Raw genomic sequence first — 17,778 nt, forward strand, 5'->3', positions numbered from 1 at the left:
TCTCATACTCGGGGTGAGCAGGCTTGCTCCGGGCCTACTTTTTGTTTGTCAGTACGAGGAAGTAACAGATGCGACAGGTTATCACTACAAAGGCGGCGCCGGGCGCCATCGGCCCCTATGTGCAGGCCACCCGGATTGGCAACATCCTCTACACCTCCGGTCAGATCCCGCTGGACCCGGTGAGCGGCGATATTGCGGAGGGTATCGAAGCGCAGACCCTGCGTTCCCTGCAAAACGTTCAGGCGATTGTCGAGGCGGCAGGCGGCGAGGTGCGCAACATCTTCAAGACCACGGTGTTTGTCTCGGATCTGAACGACTTTGCTGCGGTTAACCGGGTCTACAACGACTTCTTCACCCGGCACGATGCCATGTATCCGGCTCGCTCTTGCGTGGAAGTGGCCCGCTTGCCCAAGGATGTGAAGATCGAGATAGAGGCGATTGCTGCGCTGGAGTCCTGACGCGGCGATCCTTATCAATAAAAAGAGCGGCAGCCTGAGGGCTGCCGCTCTTTTTTCATCGAACCCGCCGTGCGCGATAAGGGCGCAAGGAGCAGGTCATTCTGGATCAGGCGATCCGTTCGATACGAGCCATGTAGAAGCCGTCGAAGCCGGTCTCGGACGGGCTCACGGTGTGATCGTCACGTAGACGGAAGTTCTCGTTGGCGGCGAGGAACTTGTCCACCTGCTGGCGGTTCTCCTCGGGCAGGATGGAGCAGGTTGCATAAACCAGCAGACCACCCACTTTCACCATCTGGCTGTAACGCTGCAGGATCTCTTCTTGCAGCGCGACCAGCACCGGCAGACGCTCGGCGGTATCACGCCACTTGGCATCCGGATTGCGCTTGAGTACGCCAAGACCGGAGCAGGGCACGTCCAGCAGTACACGGTCGGCGCTCTCTTTGAGGCGCTTGACGGTCTTGCTGCTGGTGATGACCCGGGTCTCCACGTTGTGGGCACCGGCGCGACGAGCGCGTTGCTTGAGGTTCTCCAGCTTCCACTCTTCCACATCCATTGCCAGCAAACGGCCTTTGCCCTGCATCATGGCGGCGATATGCAGGGTCTTGCCACCGGCACCTGCGCAGGCGTCGATGACGCGCATGCCTGGGGTAACCTCCAGAGCCGCTGCAACCAGCTGGGAGCCTGCGTCCTGCTGTTCGAAGCAACCATCGGCAAAGGCCTTGGTACGGAACAGGGCGGCGTCGGAGGTGACCTGCAGGGCAGTCTCCACACCTTCAACCGGAATAGTGGTGACCTGCTCTTTGGCCAGCATGGCTTGCAGCTCATCACGGGTGCACTTGAGGGTGTTGACCCGCAGGTAGCGCTTGGGCATCCAGGCCAGCGCTGCACGCTCGGCAGGCCAGGCTTCACCCAGCTGCTCGCTGCCCAGTTTCTCCAGCCAGCTCGGGCAACCATCCATCAATACCGGGTTCTTCTTCGCCTCGGTCAGACGGCGGCGGAAGGCCTCTTCGTTGAAGCGATCCAGCGTCGGGTTGTTGGGCTGGGCGATTTTGTGGAAGGCGTGCCAGCTGTGCAGCAGCGGCCAGACATTCTTCTCGGCCTGACGCACCTGAATACCTGTCAGAGCACAGTAGAGGCTCAGCCGACGCAACAGGTCGCCGGTGACCAGGGCAATCCTTGCCTGTTCTTGCGGTTTGAGTTCGATGCCTGAGAAGTGACGGGCATAGGCACGGTCGAGGGTAAGACCCTGACCGAGCACATCGTCAATAATGGCAACGACCAGATCCCCGAAACGGGGCAACAGTGGGGATTTGAGCATGAGATTAACCTTGGCCAGATAAAGATGAACTGCACCTTTGTGAAGAGGGGCTGTTCTAAAATTGACAAATCCGCGCAATGATAGGGGGTAGACGGGGTTGGCGCAACACTCCCACTCGGGAATGGTGGAAAGGGTTGCTTCAGCTTTGTATTGATGTGGCCGAATAAAAATAAAGTACAGGCCGCAATTCAGGCGATTGCATTAATACAAGGACTAAAAACAATGCATGTGACGAAATACTCTAGGGTGGCCTTGCTGGTTGCCAGCATGCTGGGCTCAACCAGCCTGATGGCCAGCGAATGGAGCACGGTTGCCGCCAGAGCAACAGCTGACGAGGGTTATGAGGTACGGGCTCATCAGTTCCGGGTCGCCAAGGTGCCGCTCGACTATTTTGCCGGGTTGCAAGCGGGGGCCAGCAAGCTGACCTTGCCACTGCCTGATGGGGGGGAGGTTACCTTTGCACTGGAAGCTTACAATGTACTGCCCGCAGACCTTGCAGCCAAGTATCCTCAGATCCGCACCTTCAAGGGGTACAACCCGGCTCATCCGGTTGATACTGGACGCTTCGATCTGGGGCCGCAAGGTTTTCATGCCATGTTCAGCCATCAGGGCAAGATGGTGTTTGTCGATCCGCTGCGCAATGCCGAGGGGTATGCAATTTACTACCAGCAGGATGCCTACAGCCGACTGGAAGAAGACGCCGACAAGGTGATCGGGGCTGACGCCAAAACGTTGGCTCGCAAGGTGCAAGTGGATGGTAATGTTCGCAAACGTTACACCATCGCTATCTCGGCCGCAGGTGAGTACACCCAATATCATGGCGGCTCCCAAGTGCTGGCCCTGGCGGCCATTACTACCCTGCTCAACCGGGTCAACGAGGTGTACCAGCGAGATGTGGGGGCCGAGTTCGTGCTGGCCAGCGGCAACGATTCTGTGATTTTTACCGATCCGGTAACAGACCCTTTCTACAACGGCGATAACCCTGACTACGTGAGCGGCGTGAGCAGCATCTATGAGGCTGATGACACCAGCAAGAACGTCCTGGTACAGGGAGAAGCCTTCGCCAATGGTGAGCTGGGCGCATTCGATATCGGGCATGTGGTCAATACCGGGGGAGGTGGCCTGGCCGGGCTCGGCGTGCTGTGCACCGCGGACAAGTCGGCCGGGATGACGGGCTCCGATAAGCCGGTGGGGGATGCCTTCTTTATCGACTACGTGGCTCACGAGATCGGCCACCAGTTCGGTGCCGACCACACCTTCAACGGCACCACTGGCAGTTGCGGCGGTGGCAATCGGGAGGCGGCACAAGCCTGGGAGCCGGGCAGCGGTACTTCTATCATGGCCTATGCCGGGATCTGCGGGGACGAGAACATCCAGCCCCACAGCGATCCCTATTTTCACAGCAAATCTATCGAGCAGATGCGGGCGCACATGGCGACCGTGCCGGCCTGTGGCACCACCCTGAATCTCGTCAACAACACGCCCCAGGCGGTGGCCGGAGCCAGCCATATCATTCCCGCCAACACGCCATTCGTGCTCAAGGGGGCCGGCGCCGATTTGGACAAGGATCCCCTGACCTACACTTGGGAGCAGATTGATCTGGGCGACCCGTCCAGCAGTGCTCTTGACATGATCGATGACGGCTCCCGTCCGTTGTTCCGCTTCGTGTCGCCGACCGGCTCGCCGGAGCGGATTTTGCCGAGCTTGCCATCCCTGCTCTCGGGCTCGCTCGCCAAGGGCGAGGCATGGCCCACCACTAACCGGGATCTCAACTTCCGATTGACGGTGCGTGACGGCAAGGGCGGTGTCGCCAGCGACGACATGAAGGTCCAGGTGATCAACACTGGCAGTGCCTTCCGATTGACCGCCCCGATTGGGGTGGCATTGACGCCGGGGGCAAGCCTGGCTGTCAGCTGGGATGTGGCCGGCACCACGCTGGCGCCGATCAGCTGCAGCAAGGTAGACCTGTTCATCACCCAAAACGAGGGAACCAGCTGGAGCAATCTGGCGGTCAGCCAGCCCAACAGCGGCGCCGCCACTGTCACCCTGCCGGCGGATCTGGCCAGCTCTGCCCGCCTGAAGGTGGCCTGCAGCGACAACATCTTCTTCGCGATCAGTCCCTCCAAGCTGCCGGTTGTCCAAAGCGGCGGCAGTTCGGGCGGTAGCGGCGGCGGTGGTGCCCTCGGTCTCTGGACTCTGGCGCTGGCTCTGCTGGGTTGGCAACGGAGGCGCGGATGAGGGTTGGCTGGCTGATGCTGGTGTCCCTGCTTGGCGGCTGTCAGGCCGACGCCGATACTCTGGAGCAGGCGGTCAGCGCCAGCCTGGCAAAGCAGGATTACCGGTTGATCGTGCGGGCCGGGCGCGGCGAGGTGGCGCCCGGCATCGCGCCGGAGCAGCAGGCCTCGGCCAAGGCGCGCTGCGGTGTGCGCTACCTCGACGGTCTGGGGGATGTCATCAAGCCCGGACAGGAAGAGGCCCAGGCCAAGCTGGCGGCCTATGCGGCCGATTACAACCGGCGCATGCTGGCGCATTGTCCTGCTGTCGCTGGCAGGCAATAAGCCTGCGCGTACCAAGATCGTGCGAAGGGTATATCAAGGAGGGAGGCGTGAGCCTCCCTCTTTTTTTGCAGCAGCCATTTGCTGGTCACAAGGCTTGTACCCATGGCGTGCTCGTCGCACAATGCCAGCACGCATGGCCGCATGGGCGGCAAAGAGAGAAGGAAAATCAAGATGATGGATGTTGCTGATCTGCGCCGTGAGTATACCCGTGGCGGGCTGCACCGGGCCGATCTGCCGGCCGAGCCGCTGGCGCTGTTCGAGAAGTGGTTGGCGCAGGCTTGTGAGGCCAAACTGACCGATCCTACCGCCATGGTGGTAGCGACGGTGGATGCCGATGGTCAGCCCTGGCAGCGCACCGTGCTGCTCAAGCACTACGACGCCCAGGGGATGGTTTTTTACACCAACATGGGCAGCCGCAAGGCGCAGCAGCTGGAAGGCAATCCCCGTATCAGCCTGCTCTTCCCCTGGCACACGCTGGACAGACAGGTTCATGTGACTGGCCAGGTGGAGAAGATGAGCACCTTCGAGGTGATGAAGTATTTCCACAGCCGCCCCAAGGATAGCCAGATCGCTGCCTGGGTCTCCAAACAGTCGACCCGCATCTCGGCCCGCGGCGTGCTGGAGGCCAAGTTCCTCGAGCTCAAGCAGAAGTTTGCCAATGGCGAAGTGCCGCTGCCGAGCTTCTGGGGCGGATTCAGAGTGGTGATCGAGACGGTGGAGTTCTGGCAGGGGGGCGAGCACCGGCTGCATGACCGCTTCTACTACACCCGCGACGGGGATGGCTGGCATATCGAGCGTCTGGCTCCCTGATCGCGCTGTTCAAATCTGTTTTCACAAGGAGTGTGTATGCGTCTGTATGGTGATCTTCGTTCCGGCAACTGTTACAAGGGGTGGCTGCTGGCCCGCTGGCTGGAGCTGCCCCTTGAGTGGGTAGAGGTCGATATTCAGGCGGGGGATACCCGTACCCCCGCATTTCTGGCCATGAACCCCAACGGCAAGATCCCGGTGCTGGAGATTGGCCAGGGCGACATGCTGGCGGAATCCAATGCCATCCTCTTCTATCTGGGGCAAGGCAGTGCCTTGTGGCCAACCGATCCGCGCCAGCAGGCAGAGGTGCTCAAATGGATGTTCTTTGAGCAGTACAGCCATGAGCCCTACATCGCGGTGGCCCGCTTTATCGTTCACTATCTCGGCCGACCCGAGTCCCAGGAGGCGCGGCTCGACGGTCTGAAAGCCGGTGGCGAGAAGGCGCTGGCGGTAATGGAGCAGCAGTTGAAACAGAGCCCCTATCTCTGTGGTGATGCGCCGACCATCGCCGATATCGCCCTTTATGCCTACACCCACGTGGCAGAGGAGGGGATCTTCTCTCTGCAGGGGTGGCCAGCTATCCGTAGCTGGATCGCCCGTATCGAAGCCCATCCCCGCCATCTGACGCTGCCAGTGGCCTGTCAGGCCAGCTGATGGAATTGCTGATCGAGGCCAGTCTGTGGCAACCGCAGTGGGCTGCGCTGTTGCTGCACTGGCAGCAACAAAGTCATCGCTGGCAGCTGCTGCTGGGCAAAGAGGCGGCGGCCGCCCTCGATCAAACCGATGCACCCTGGGCGAGCAGCCCTCCAGACGGGGTGCTCTGCCCTGGAGCCCTGCTGGCTGCCTGGCTCGATGGCGATCTGCTGGCGGATTTTCATGTTGATCCCAGCCGCCAGGTTCTGATCAGTGCCTCTACCTCCCTATTGACCCTCGCCAAGGAGCAGGGACTGCTCACCCTTGGCCCTGTGGGGGCCGATCTGCCGCTCACCCCCGAGGCCGATTTGGGCGCCGTGCTCAATCGCCTGCTGGCGCGCCGCGTGACGGTGCCGACCCTGGCTGAGGGGCATTCGCTATCAGGTGTCGTATTGCGACAACTGCAGGCCGACGATGAGCGCGAGATAGTGCGCTACTGCAGCGACGAGGCGCTGGCGCGCTACACCCTCAATATTCCTCACCCCTATCCGCCGGAGGGGGCCCGCGACTGGCTGGCGCTCAGCTGGCGCAAGGCGGCGCTTGGCCTTGGCTGGAGCTGGGCCATCACCTTGCCAGAGGAGCAAGGTGCGGCGTTGCTTGGGGTGATCTCCCTGCACTGGAATGGCGAGCTCGCCTGGTGGGTGGGCGTGCCCTGGCAAAATCGCGGTCTGGCGACTCGGGCCGCTGGCTTGGTCAAGGGGTTCGCCTTTGCCCAACTGCAACTGCCTGCGCTGACGGCTCGCCATATGCCAGACAATTTAGCCTCCGGCCGGGTGATGGCAAAACTGGGCATGCACTATCGTGGGCGGCGCCATATCAGCGGTCGCCAGCCGTGTGAGGTGAGTTACTGGCGACTGGATCGCGCTCCCTCCTTACCCAATCCCTTTCCCGAGGAGATTGCCCGCTGGCTTGCTGATGAGCGGATTGCTGTGGTGATCCTGTGTGATCCCGCAACGACCAATCGGCAGAGCGCCAACGGCAAGCTGGCCATCTCGCTCTTTGTGGATGAGAGGGGCGCGGGGGAGGAGTCCTGCTCTATTCGCTGCCCGCCGCATCTTGAGAGGTCTCTGGAGCTGCACTGTTACCCCGTCGAACTGCTGGAGCAGGCCGAACCGGAGCAGTTGTCCCATCTTGGCGGCGTCTTGCTGAAAGACAGGGATGAACAGGGGCTGGCGTGGCTGCTACAACTGGCCGCGCAGCAGCGTCAAGGGCCCGACCTGCTCAGCCGCGAGGAGCGCGCATCACGGTTCCACTGGTTCAACCAATTGATGGCGCAGGCGCTGGGCGATCAGGGTGACTCTTCGCAGATGCGCTATCAGCAGTTATGGCTGCTGGTGGAGCTGCCGGAGCTGGTTGATGAGCTGGATGGCTGTTGGCATCAAACGCCCGAACTGACCTTTGATCGGTTGGCGCGGGAGGCTCCCGCCCTCTGGTTTGCCTACCGTGAGGCGATGAACAGGGTCACCCCGGCTACGCTAACCGCCTTGCAGCAGCAGTTTGCAGCTCGTTTTCCTGAGTGCACCCTCCCATTTTTGGACAAAGGTACTCAGAATGACCAGCCGTTGTGTGGAATAATGCCCGCTCTGCTGTACGAGGAGTAATACCTGATGTTGAGAACCGAGCGCCCCGGTGACATGCTGCCGGTTTATGAGCTGCTGAGTGCCGCCTTCGGTCGTTCCGATGAGGCCGAACTGGTCAACCGCCTGCGCGAATGTGGGGCTGCCGTAGTGACCATGGTCGAAGAGGAAGAGTACGAGTTCATGGGGCACCTGATGCTAAGCCCGATCACCATTAACGGCATGGAAGGGCCCTGGCTCGGTCTGGCGCCGGTCGCGGTTCATCCCGACTGGCAAGGTCAGGGTATTGGCTCGGATCTTATCCGTGAAGGGCTTGATACGGCGCTTGAGATGGACTGGAAAGGGGTGGTAGTACTCGGGGATCCGGCCTATTACAGCCGTTTCGGTTTCCGCCCGGCTAGCGAGTTTGGCCTGCACTGCATCTATGAGGTGCCTGCCGACTGCTTTATGGCGATGGAGCTGCAGGAGCGCGGTTTTGCGGGTGTGCAGGGTGAGGTGCTCTATCACCCCCTGTTTGATGAACTTCCCGACGAGCTGCCGGACGCGCAGGCAGAAGAGTCCCATTTCTAGCGAGACGTTGCAGCGACAAGCTATAACGAAAAAGCCCTCATCGAGGGCTTTTTCAGTTTATATCAGTCCCTGCCGGGCTTATTCGAGCAAATAGGCTCAGGCAATGATATCGAGCTGGGTGCCCTTGCGATTATCTTCGCCCACCATGTCACCCATCTGCTGGGCGAGCGGGCTCTGCTGGAATTGCATGTAGTCGCTCAGATTCTGCTGGCGCTGGTAGCGATTCGCAGCCTGATACATATCAGCCGTGCTCGGGCCCGACTTGCTGTCGCTCTCCTGACCGCTGGCCTCCAGGTAGCGCTCCACCACGGCTTTATCTTGCTGGTTAGCCGTATAAGAGACCGCCAGGGTTCTGCGAGCCGTTGCTTTCTCTTCGCTCTGTGCCTGCAATTCATCCTTCTTGGTCAGTGCTTCGTTACGGGCCTGACTGACCTGCTCGGGTGTGACAGCGGGAGAGGAGGGGTATTTGCCGTAATCGGGCAGCGGCATGGGCCGGGAGGTGATTTGCATGGTGGCGCTTCTCTTGTGAACAGGGACGGACGCATGATACCCATCCATGTTAGCTCAATAAATGACCACATGTCGGTTCATCAAGAGTAGGTTCAGCTTCGCGCATCGATTGTTAATTGAACCGCCTCTGAGTGACAAAAAAGGCGCCATAAGGCGCCCCTTTATCCTTCGGTTACTGCAGGATCAGTTGAATAACCAGTACCCTCGGTTGACCAGACGGGTCAGCAGTTGCAGGAAACCGGCCTGATCGGCCAGCTCCACCATGTCGGCCTGAGTGATTATGTCCTTGTCACACAATAGGGAAATGGCGGCCGCGTCTTCGCTCTGCAGAGTCCAGGCTTCGCCGTCGATGAAGCATTGTTGGCTCTCGCCGCTAAACCAGACGGTGCGCAGACCCGGCACCTTGATGGCAGGTTCGCCCTGGGTCAGCAGGTCGGCCACTTCCTCGGCGCTGTAGTCCGGCTCGACCGGATTGACGTCCAGATCGTGCTTGGCCTCGGAGATCATGGTGCCGAACCACTCCTTGAACAGGGTCTCGTCATCGAGGGCCTGTTGCATCAGCTCGCGCAGACGGTGCAGCTCGTGGGGCTGGATCTCGCCGTGACGGGCACGGGGCTTGAGATCGGCATCGCCGTAACGCTCGGTACGCACCTCGTTGTCGATCAGATGATCGGCAAAGGAGGAGATAAGCGCCTTGGCATCCGGCGCGCGGAAGCCCACCGAGAAGTTCATGGAGGGCTCGATGGCGTAGCCTTCGTGGGGGAATCCGGGTGGAATGTAGAGGATGTCACCCGGCTCCATGATGACGTCGATGATCGCCTCGAACGGCTCGCAGTGGAGCAGTGCGGCGTGGGCGGCGAACTCGTTGAGCGGCTTGGCATCGCCGACTCGCCAGTGGCGTTTGCCCAGACCCTGGGTGATGAACACATCGTAATTGTCGATGTGGGGGCCGACACCCGCGTGAGGGGTGGAGAAGCTCACCATCACATCGTCAAAGCGCCAGCCCGGGATGAACTGGAACGGTACCGCCAGCTCGTTCACCTCGGGGGCCCAGTGGTTGCATGCCTGTACCAGAATGGTCCAGTTCTCTTCGCCCAGATGGTCGTAGGATTCGAAGGGGCCGTGGGCCGCATCCCACTTGCCGTCGAAACGGGTGACCAGACGGGACTCTACCACCTCTTCCATGGCCAGACCCGCCAGCTCGTCCGGGCTGATGGGATCCTGAAAGTCTTTGAAGCCACCCTTGATAAGGAGCGGGCGCTTCTGCCAGTAGTGCTCGAGGAAGTGAGCGATATCCAGATTGAGTTCGTACATGCTGTTTCTCGTGTCTCGCAAAGAGGTTTTGCCCAAGGCAGGCTTGGGAAAAGCCACTCGGGATCCTGCCGTGGCAGGGAAAATAACAGGGGCCCTGTGGCGTATCGTGCACAGGGCCCCTTCGTCACTGCCGATTGGCTTACTTCAGCAGATCGACCAAACGCTGGGCATCACCGATGTAGTTGGCCGGGGTCAGCTTCTTCAGCTCAACCTTGACCGCTTCCGGCAACTCCAGGGTGTCGATAAAGGTACGCATCCCTTCGGCATCGACGCGGCGACCACGGGTCAGCTCCTTGAGCTTCTCGTAGGGCTTCTCGATACCGTAGCGGCGCATCACGGTCTGGATCGGCTCGGCCAGCACTTCCCAGTTGGCATCCAGATCGGCGGCCATGGCGGTGTCGTTGGCTTCCAGCTTGGAGATACCCTTGAGGGTCGCCTGATAGGCAATCAGGGAGTAACCCACCGCCACACCCAGGTTGCGCAGTACGGTAGAGTCGGTCAGATCACGCTGCCAGCGGGAGATGGGCAGCTTGCTCGCCAGATGCTGGAACACGGCGTTGGCCAGACCCAGATTGCCTTCGGAGTTCTCGAAGTCGATGGGGTTGACCTTGTGCGGCATGGTGGAGGAGCCGATTTCCCCCGCGATGGTGCGCTGCTTGAAGTGACCCAGGGAGATGTAACCCCACACATCGCGGTCGAAGTCGATCAGGATGGTGTTGAAGCGGGCCATGGCGTCGAACAGCTCGGCGATATAGTCGTGCGGCTCGATCTGGGTGGTGTAGGGGTTCCAGGTCAGGCCTAGAGAGGTCACGAACTCCTCGGAGAACTGGTGCCAGTCCACATCCGGGTAGGCGCTGAGGTGGGCGTTGTAGTTGCCGACCGCACCGTTGATCTTGCCGAGGATCTCCACCGCCATGATCTGCTTGAACTGGCGCTCAAGACGGTAGGCGACGTTGGCCATCTCCTTGCCCATGGTGCTCGGGGTGGCAGGCTGACCGTGGGTACGGGAGAGCAGCGGCATGTCACGGTACTCGTGGGCCAGACGCTTGATCTCGCTGATCAGCTTCTCGCAATAAGGCTTGATGACCTCTTCGCGAGCGGTTTTCAGCATCAGACCGTGGGAGTTGTTGTTGATGTCTTCCGAGGTGCAGGCGAAGTGGATGAACTCGCTGACAGCCGCCAGCTCCGGGTTCACTTCGACTTTCTCTTTGAGGAAGTACTCCACCGCTTTCACATCATGGTTGGTGGTGCGCTCGATCTGTTTGATACGGGCGGCGTCACTCTCGTTGAAGTTGCTGACGATGCCGTCGAGCAGGGCGTTGGCGGCCGCGCTCAGGGCAGGGACTTCCGGGATCCCGGCGTGGCTGGCCAGTTTTTGCAACCAGCGCACCTCGACTTCGACGCGAAAACGCAGCAGGCCGAATTCGGAGAAGATAGGGCGCAGGGCATCGGCCTTGTCGCCATAACGACCGTCAATCGGGGAAACAGCAGTCAGCGCGGACAGCTCCATGGGGTGAACTCCTGATGATTTGTGTGGGGGATCCGTATTCACTTGCACGCCGGTCGGGGTGTATCAAGGCTGATGTGCGGCTGTTCACCTTGTCCTCCCTCTGCCTGCGCGCAAGCCAATGATTAGTAACGCTTGGCCAGCTCCACCATCTTCTTGCGAGCGAAGATGATCTGGGTCCGGCTGCCACCGAGCTGGCGCCACAGCACGCAGGCACGAATGCCCGCCAGCAGCAGGGCGCGCACCTTGTGCTGCACCAGCGGCTGCTGCAGGAACAGCGGGGTACCCGCCACCTGAATGCGCGGCCCGATGGGGCTGATAAGATCGCTGTAGATGCTCGCCATGTTGGCCAAAATCTGCTCGTCGAGCAGATCGAAGTGCTGTTGCTGGCGGCCAATCTGGCTGATCCGCTCACCCAGCATGTTGAGAATGTCCTTGCGCTTGGCCAGCTTGCGCTCCAGTGCAATCAGGCTTACCACGTAGCGGGTCAGCTCGGCATTCTTCTGGCTGCCGTCGGCACCCAGCTGCTCGACCAGCGCACGGTAGCCGTCGCGAATGGCCAGATGGGTGTTGTTGAACACCTCGAGCGGCTGGCTCGGGTTGGTCACCAGAATGCTGGAGAGGCTCTCGCGCAGGGCGGCCTCGTCACAGCTGCCGTCTCGGGCCACCTTCTGCACCAGATACGCGGCCTGGCAGATGCCGGCAAAGGCCATTGTTCTGTCTTGGAATTTATCGCTCACGTCTGCTGCCTTCTGTTAAGGATTCAAACCGGATGGCTGAAACGTTGTTCGATGATGCCACCGCCCAGACACACTTCCCCGTCGTAGAAGACGGCGGATTGGCCCGGGGTCACCGCAGCCTGTTTCTCGTCGAAGATGACCCGGATGGTCTCGTCGTCGATGGGCTGGATCAGGCAGGGGATATCCTGCTGACGATAGCGGGTCTTGACGGTGCAGCGACGTGGCTCGCGAATGGGAATGCGATCCACCCAGTGCAACTGGCTGGCAATCAAACCATCGGAGTAGAGGCGGGGATGTTCGCCCTGCGCCACCACCAGCACGTTGCGCTCGACCTCTTTGTCGACCACATACCAGGCCTCTTCGGTGGCATCTTTGCGACCACCGATACCGAGCCCCTTGCGCTGGCCCAGGGTGTGATACATCAGCCCCTGATGCTCGCCGATCACCTTGCCATCCACGGTCTCGATGTTACCGGGCTGGGCGGGCAGGAACTTGGCCAGGAAGTCCTTGAACTTGCGCTCGCCGATAAAGCAGATACCGGTGGAGTCTTTCTTCTTGGCGGTGATGAGATCCAGCTGCTCGGCGATGCGGCGCACCTCGGGCTTCTCCAGATCGCCAACCGGGAACAGGCTCTGACCCACTTGCTTCTCGCTCAGGGTATAGAGGAAGTAGCTCTGATCCTTGTTGGTATCGAGACCGCGCAGCAGGCGCGGGCGGCCGGTGCTGTCGTCACGGCGCACATAGTGGCCGGTGGCGATGTAGGTGGCACCCAGCTCTTCGGCGGCAAATTCGAGGAACGCCTTGAACTTGATCTCCTTGTTGCAAAGGATATCGGGGTTTGGCGTGCGGCCAGCCTTGTACTCTTCGAGGAAGTGCTCGAACACATTGTCCCAGTACTCGGCCGCGAAGTTGATAGTGTGGAGTTTCATCCCCAGCTTGTCGCAGACGGCCTTGGCATCAGCCAAATCCTGGGCGGCAGAGCAGTACTCGTCCGTGTCGTCTTCTTCCCAGTTCTTCATGAACAAGCCTTCGACCTGATAGCCCTGCTGCTGGAGCAGGTAGGCCGAGACGGAAGAATCCACGCCGCCGGACATGCCGACGATCACCTTGATTTGGCTGTTGTCTGTCATTAGTCGAAGTTACCAGTTCGTTTAAACGGGGCGTATTCTACCAGAGTTTTGCGCCCCCGGTCACATATCCATGCCGCAGTTCCCATCAGGAGTCTGATAGCAGGAAATCGTTTTTCTGTTATTGGCCAGCGTGGCCGTAAAAGAGTATCAAATGGCCTCAAATAAAGGCCTTGAGTGCCGACAGTGGCAGCCGTGTCCCTGTCAGATAATCCTGAATGCACTGCCACACCAAGGGGCTGCGCAGGGCCGGTTTGCATTCCGCAATTTCTTCCAGCGTAAGCCAGTGGCAAGCCAGCACATCGCCGTCAGGATCCTCTGGATGGTGCTGACCCGGCGCTTTTTCAAGGTCGAAGATGATGGCGGTGCGCACATAGGTGGCCTCGCTGTCGGCCGGTTTGAACAGATAGGTACCAAGCCAGGCGGTCGGCGTGGCGGTCAGACCCGTCTCCTCTTTCAGCTCACGGCAAGCCGCTTCAAGCAGGTTTTCCCCCGGCTCCACATGGCCGGCGGGTTGGTTGAAACGGCGCTGGCCTTTTATCTCCTCTTCCACCACCAGAAAGCGCCCCTGCCACTGCACCAGGGCGGCGACCGTCAGGCGCGCCTCCATGCGGGCGTGGCTGGTGGCCGATTGCTCTGTCTGATTGCTCATCATGACTCCTTGTCGCTGCTATTGGGATTGCCCGCACGGGCCGGTCGGCGTGCCGTTCCTCGCCCGCTGCTGCGGGGTTTGCTGCCGGTCGGGTTCGTGGCTGCGCGCTCGGTTGGGTGAATGCTGCGGGGGCGTTCGTCCCGTCTCGGCTGGCTGGCCCGCCGTGGCGCATCTCCTGCCGGTTTGGCCGGTTTGGCGGTATGAGCACCTGAACGGGATGAGGAGGGACGCGTGCTGCGGGTGGAGCTCGGCTCCAGCTCGGGGGCGGGCAGGCTGCGGCTCTCACCGGGTGCCAGACCATCGAGGGTCCAGTCACCGATGGCGTAGCGAATAAGGCGCAAGGTGGGGTGGCCGATATGGGCGGTCATCCGCCGCACCTGCCGGTTGCGCCCCTCGATGATCTTGATCTCCAGCCAGCTGGTGGGGATCTCCTTGCGCTCGCGAATGGGCGGATTGCGCGGCCACACCGCAGGTGCATCCATGATGCGCGCCCCGGCGGGCAGGGTCATGCCGTCATTGAGCTCCACACCGGCGCGCAGGGCGGCCAGTTTCTCCTCGCTCGGGAGCCCTTCCACCTGCACCCAGTAGGTCTTGGGGGTCTTTTCCCCCGGCTGGGTGAGGCGTGCCTGCAGCTTGCCATCGTTGGTGAGCAGCAGCAGCCCCTCGCTGTCGCGATCGAGCCGCCCTGCGGCATAGATGCCGGGCTCTTTGATGTAATCCTTGAGGGTCTCGCGGCCCGCCTCGTCGGTGAATTGGCAGAGCACCATATAGGGCTTGTTCAGCAGGAGCAATTTGCGATCCGCCGGGGCCAGCTCCGGTTTGCGGGGGGATGCATGGCGGGGTGCGGCTGGTTTGGCCGCCGTGCGCGGGGCGTTATCGCGCGGCGCGCGGCTGACAGAGAGACGGGAGCGGGGAGATTTCATCGGATACACACTTCAGACAGACGATGGCAGCGAGTGTACCACAGGGTGCTGAGGGCTGGATGAATGGCTGGCGTTACAGCAAGCAGTGCCCGGAGCCAATTCGCCTAGCTTAGCAGGCTCTCTATGACGATAGCCTGACGGGCGGGGGCCGAGCCCGCCAACAGCAGGGCGTGGCTGACCGCATCGTCGATCATCGCCTGCGCCAGTCGGGTGAGGGGGCGCAGGGTCTCCCGTCCACTACCAACCGGCACCGCCAGCAGAATAATGGTCTGCACCGGCCCGATTTGAGAGCCCCACTCAATGGGCTCCTTGCAATTGAGCAGGGTCAGCGCTGGCTGGCTGATCCCTTCGCTCAATACATGAGGCATGGCAAGGCCGGGGCGGATGATGGTGGCCGAGACCTGCTCGCGCCGCTCTACCGCAGCGGTCAGTGTGGCGCGGTCGGTGATCAGCTCGGCGGGCAGCAGATCGATCAGATGCTCGAGGGCCTCGACCTTGGTCAGCGGTTCGGGGCTGTGGGCCAGCTGGCGCAGGGCAAAATGGTAGTCGGGCAGGGCGTTGGCCAGTCGCAACTCCGCCAGCGCGGCGGTGCTCGAGCGCACCAGCGGTTGACCCAGCTCCCCGCACCAGCAGGTGAATGCCATGTGGGCCAGCTCGGCATCGCACCCTTCAATTTGCAACTGGCAGAGATCGCCGGGCTGGGTGGCGAGGGTCAACAGGGAGAGCTTGTTGCTGGCGGCAACGGTCTGGCGCCGGGTGAGGTTGGCACAGCGGATGGTGGATTTGAACATCCCCGCCAGCCGGTTCAACTGCTTGGCCTGGGTGATGCTCAACCCCTGCTGGCAGTAGAAGGTGATTTCGCGGGTCAGCATCAGGCCGGGAGCGGCAGAGCCTTGAGTACGGCGTTGGCATCCAGCAGCACGGTTTCCAGTCTCACTTGATGGATGGTGCAGCCGAGGAAGCGCTCTTTCTGCTCAATCTCGATATCGGAGGCAATCAGCACCAGGTCGGCGCTGGCAATATCGCGGGCGGTCAGCATGTTTTCCATGCCCATGGCGCCCTGAGTTTCGACCTTGATCTTGAGTCCCAGCCCAGTGGCGGCTTTTTGCAGGGCATCGGCAGCCATATAGGTATGGGCAATACCGGTCGGGCAAGCGGTGACGGCGACGATCTTCATCTGCTCTCTGTGATGCTGACAAGGGGGAGCAACAAGATAGCGCCTGCGGGGGGCTTTTACCAAAAGTCCATATGAAAAGTGGGATCTTGATGGGGATATTCCCGTCCCTTGAACGGGAGTGCAGGCTCATGCCGGGCCAGTCGGGTGTCTGGTTGCTCTAAACAACAAGGGCCACCCCTGTGGGTGGCCCTGAACAATCTGCGTCTGTTGTTATGGCTATCAGGCGGTCTGGGCGGCCAGTTCGGCGGCTTTCAGTTCGCGCTTGATGCGGCGGATCTTGCGCTCTTCGGCGACCGCGACACAACCCATCAGCACCAGACAGGCGGCTGCTGCGATATCCAGCGCCGCGAAGGTGCCGGTCCAGCCGGTCAGACCGAAGATGGGGGTGCCATCGGCGATCATGCCCAGACCCAGTTTGGCGAAGCTGTCACCAATCAGGTAGGCAAAGGTGCCCTTGACGCCATCGGCCACACTGATGCCCTGCTTGGGGACGAAGCCCACGGCGGCGACGCCGATCAGCAGTTGCGGACCAAACACCAGGAAGCCCAGGGTGAACAGGGAGCCCAGGAACATAAACTGGGTAGTCGCATGCTGGTAGAGACCCAGGGTGGCGATGATCAGCGCCAGCGCCACGCAAGCCACCAGACCACGACGGCCATTGGCCAGATCGGAGAGGTAACCCCACATCAGGGTGCCGACCAGTGCGCCCACTTCGAAGAAGGTAAAGCCCTGAATAGCCACGTCTTTGGAGAAGCCCAGCTCCTGGTGGGCATAGACGGTAGACCACTGGTCGATACCGATACGCACCACGTAGAGGAAGATGTTGGCAAAGCAGAGCAGCCAGATCACCTTGTTGAGCAGCACATACTTCACGAAGATCTGCCACTTGGTCAGCTTCTGCTCTTCGGTGGCGATATCTTCTTCGCTCGCCACTTCGTCAAACAGCTCTTCCACCTTGCCAAGGCCGTAGGCTTCCGGCGAATCGCTACCAAAGCGCAGGCCGATAAAACCGACGATCAGCGCGATGATGGAGGGGAAGATAAACATGCCGAGCACGTTGCCATCAAACAGGTAGTTGGCACCGAACAGTGCCACACCGGCCGCACCGGCACCGCCCACGTTGTGAGAGAGGTTCCACATACCCAGATAGGTGCCGCGCTTGTTGCGAGGGGTCCACTTGGTGATGGTGGAGTAGCTGCAGGAACCGCCACAGCTCTGGAAGAAACCGCTCAGGGCGTAGAAGAAGATCATGAAGTAGAGGCTGAAACCTGTGCCGCCCATGCTGGCACTGAAGCCCAGCATGCAGAGTGCGGAGAGGATCAGCATCAGCGGCAGGAACTGCTTGGTGTTCTTGCCGTCGGCATAGTAGGAGACGATGGTCTTGCCCACCCCGTAGGTGATGGAGAAGCCAAGACCGATCATGCCGAGCTCGGTCATGGAGAGACCGTACTCCTGGATCATGTCGTTCTGCGCAATGTTGAAGTTCTTGCGGATCAGATACATGGTCAAATAGCCAATAAATACAACCAGATAAGATTGCATAAACGGCTTGAACCAGAGCTTGCGCCGGGCTTCGACCGGCAGGTCCAGGGTGGGGACCCGAACCTGTTGGAGCAATTTCAACATCTTCGTTCATCCTCTGCGAGATAGACGGTATTTCCGCCGCGCCCCTCATTTGTAGATAGGTTGTAAGAGGTCACGCCACGGAAGGGGGAACGGAACGTCGTGGCTGTCAGCCGTTGCTGCGCTCGACGCTCCATCCATATAAACCCGGGCCCGGCACGGGATGACGGGGCACATTGCCCGTCGCGGTGCGGGTCACGACATCAGGTGGAGTGACTCTAATA

Annotated in this window: 18 protein-coding genes; 7 read left to right on the plus strand and 11 right to left on the minus strand. The window is 60.8% G+C overall.

What is annotated here, in order from left to right:
- Nucleotides 1-68: 68 nt before the first annotated feature.
- The gene (locus G5149_RS03220) at nucleotides 69-458 is read left to right on the plus strand and encodes a RidA family protein (RefSeq protein ID WP_421211545.1); all 390 of its coding nucleotides are present in this window, start codon (nucleotides 69-71) and stop codon (nucleotides 456-458) included.
- Between the two features lie 106 nt (nucleotides 459-564).
- Here the strand turns inward: G5149_RS03220 and G5149_RS03225 are convergent, their stop codons facing one another.
- Complete coding sequence (locus G5149_RS03225; protein ID WP_421211547.1) at nucleotides 565-1,776, minus strand: RsmB/NOP family class I SAM-dependent RNA methyltransferase; 1,212 nt, start codon at nucleotides 1,774-1,776, stop codon at nucleotides 565-567.
- Between the two features lie 222 nt (nucleotides 1,777-1,998).
- On the opposite strand from G5149_RS03225, the gene G5149_RS03230 reads away from it, so the two are divergent.
- The 6 genes from G5149_RS03230 to G5149_RS03255 all read left to right on the plus strand — a co-directional run bounded on the left by G5149_RS03230 (nucleotide 1,999) and on the right by G5149_RS03255 (nucleotide 7,981).
- The gene (locus G5149_RS03230; protein WP_421211549.1) at nucleotides 1,999-4,014 is read left to right on the plus strand and encodes a reprolysin-like metallopeptidase; all 2,016 of its coding nucleotides are present in this window, start codon (nucleotides 1,999-2,001) and stop codon (nucleotides 4,012-4,014) included.
- Nucleotides 4,011-4,334, plus strand: a complete 324-nt coding sequence (locus G5149_RS03235; RefSeq protein WP_005344032.1) for a hypothetical protein — start codon at nucleotides 4,011-4,013, stop codon at nucleotides 4,332-4,334. The genes G5149_RS03230 and G5149_RS03235 overlap by 4 nt, the downstream gene beginning before the upstream one ends.
- A 171-nt stretch (nucleotides 4,335-4,505) precedes the next feature.
- A complete protein-coding gene (gene pdxH, locus G5149_RS03240) occupies nucleotides 4,506-5,144 on the plus strand; it encodes a pyridoxamine 5'-phosphate oxidase (RefSeq protein ID WP_421211551.1) in 639 nt (212 codons plus the stop codon).
- 36 nt (nucleotides 5,145-5,180) lie between these two features.
- Nucleotides 5,181-5,795 (plus strand): glutathione S-transferase family protein, encoded by a 615-nt coding sequence (locus G5149_RS03245; RefSeq protein ID WP_236269220.1) that lies wholly within the window; start codon nucleotides 5,181-5,183, stop codon nucleotides 5,793-5,795.
- The gene (locus G5149_RS03250) at nucleotides 5,795-7,435 is read left to right on the plus strand and encodes a GNAT family N-acetyltransferase (protein WP_421211553.1); all 1,641 of its coding nucleotides are present in this window, start codon (nucleotides 5,795-5,797) and stop codon (nucleotides 7,433-7,435) included. The genes G5149_RS03245 and G5149_RS03250 overlap by 1 nt, the downstream gene beginning before the upstream one ends.
- Nucleotides 7,436-7,441: 6 nt before the next feature.
- On the plus strand, nucleotides 7,442-7,981 hold the full coding sequence (locus G5149_RS03255; RefSeq protein ID WP_042054434.1) for a GNAT family N-acetyltransferase: 540 nt from the start codon (nucleotides 7,442-7,444) through the stop codon (nucleotides 7,979-7,981).
- Between the two features lie 96 nt (nucleotides 7,982-8,077).
- Here G5149_RS03255 and G5149_RS03260 read toward each other — a convergent pair whose 3' ends face one another.
- The 10 genes from G5149_RS03260 to uhpT all read right to left on the minus strand — a co-directional run bounded on the left by G5149_RS03260 (nucleotide 8,078) and on the right by uhpT (nucleotide 17,557).
- A complete protein-coding gene (locus G5149_RS03260) occupies nucleotides 8,078-8,491 on the minus strand; it encodes a hypothetical protein (RefSeq protein WP_021229911.1) in 414 nt (137 codons plus the stop codon).
- 183 nt (nucleotides 8,492-8,674) lie between these two features.
- On the minus strand, nucleotides 8,675-9,805 hold the full coding sequence (locus tag G5149_RS03265) for a JmjC domain-containing protein (RefSeq protein ID WP_421211556.1): 1,131 nt from the start codon (nucleotides 9,803-9,805) through the stop codon (nucleotides 8,675-8,677).
- A 139-nt stretch (nucleotides 9,806-9,944) separates the two neighbouring features.
- Nucleotides 9,945-11,315: an adenylosuccinate lyase gene (gene purB / locus G5149_RS03270; RefSeq protein ID WP_421211558.1), complete on the minus strand. Its 1,371-nt coding sequence runs from the start codon at nucleotides 11,313-11,315 to the stop codon at nucleotides 9,945-9,947.
- A gap of 122 nt (nucleotides 11,316-11,437) precedes the next feature.
- A complete protein-coding gene (hflD, locus tag G5149_RS03275; protein ID WP_005334622.1) occupies nucleotides 11,438-12,052 on the minus strand; it encodes a high frequency lysogenization protein HflD in 615 nt (204 codons plus the stop codon).
- Nucleotides 12,053-12,075: 23 nt separating this feature from the next.
- On the minus strand, nucleotides 12,076-13,182 hold the full coding sequence (mnmA, locus tag G5149_RS03280) for a tRNA 2-thiouridine(34) synthase MnmA (RefSeq protein ID WP_421211560.1): 1,107 nt from the start codon (nucleotides 13,180-13,182) through the stop codon (nucleotides 12,076-12,078).
- A gap of 157 nt (nucleotides 13,183-13,339) precedes the next feature.
- A complete protein-coding gene (locus G5149_RS03285) occupies nucleotides 13,340-13,831 on the minus strand; it encodes an NUDIX hydrolase (protein ID WP_337072585.1) in 492 nt (163 codons plus the stop codon).
- Complete coding sequence (locus G5149_RS03290) at nucleotides 13,831-14,754, minus strand: pseudouridine synthase (protein WP_421211562.1); 924 nt, start codon at nucleotides 14,752-14,754, stop codon at nucleotides 13,831-13,833. The genes G5149_RS03285 and G5149_RS03290 overlap by 1 nt, the downstream gene beginning before the upstream one ends.
- A gap of 104 nt (nucleotides 14,755-14,858) precedes the next feature.
- A complete protein-coding gene (locus tag G5149_RS03295) occupies nucleotides 14,859-15,626 on the minus strand; it encodes a PTS sugar transporter subunit IIA (RefSeq protein WP_421211564.1) in 768 nt (255 codons plus the stop codon).
- On the minus strand, nucleotides 15,626-15,931 hold the full coding sequence (locus G5149_RS03300) for a PTS fructose transporter subunit IIB (protein WP_236351383.1): 306 nt from the start codon (nucleotides 15,929-15,931) through the stop codon (nucleotides 15,626-15,628). Before G5149_RS03300 ends, G5149_RS03295 begins: the two co-directional genes overlap by 1 nt.
- Nucleotides 15,932-16,150: 219 nt before the next feature.
- Nucleotides 16,151-17,557 carry a hexose-6-phosphate:phosphate antiporter gene (uhpT, locus tag G5149_RS03305; RefSeq protein ID WP_005334609.1) on the minus strand — a complete coding sequence of 469 codons (1,407 nt, stop codon included), beginning with the start codon at nucleotides 17,555-17,557 and terminating at the stop codon, nucleotides 16,151-16,153.
- Between the last annotated feature and the right edge of the window lie 221 nt (nucleotides 17,558-17,778).

The sequence above is a fragment of the Aeromonas sp. 600479 genome (assembly GCF_049175515.1).
In the GTDB taxonomy this organism is placed as follows: domain Bacteria; phylum Pseudomonadota; class Gammaproteobacteria; order Enterobacterales; family Aeromonadaceae; genus Aeromonas; species Aeromonas veronii_A.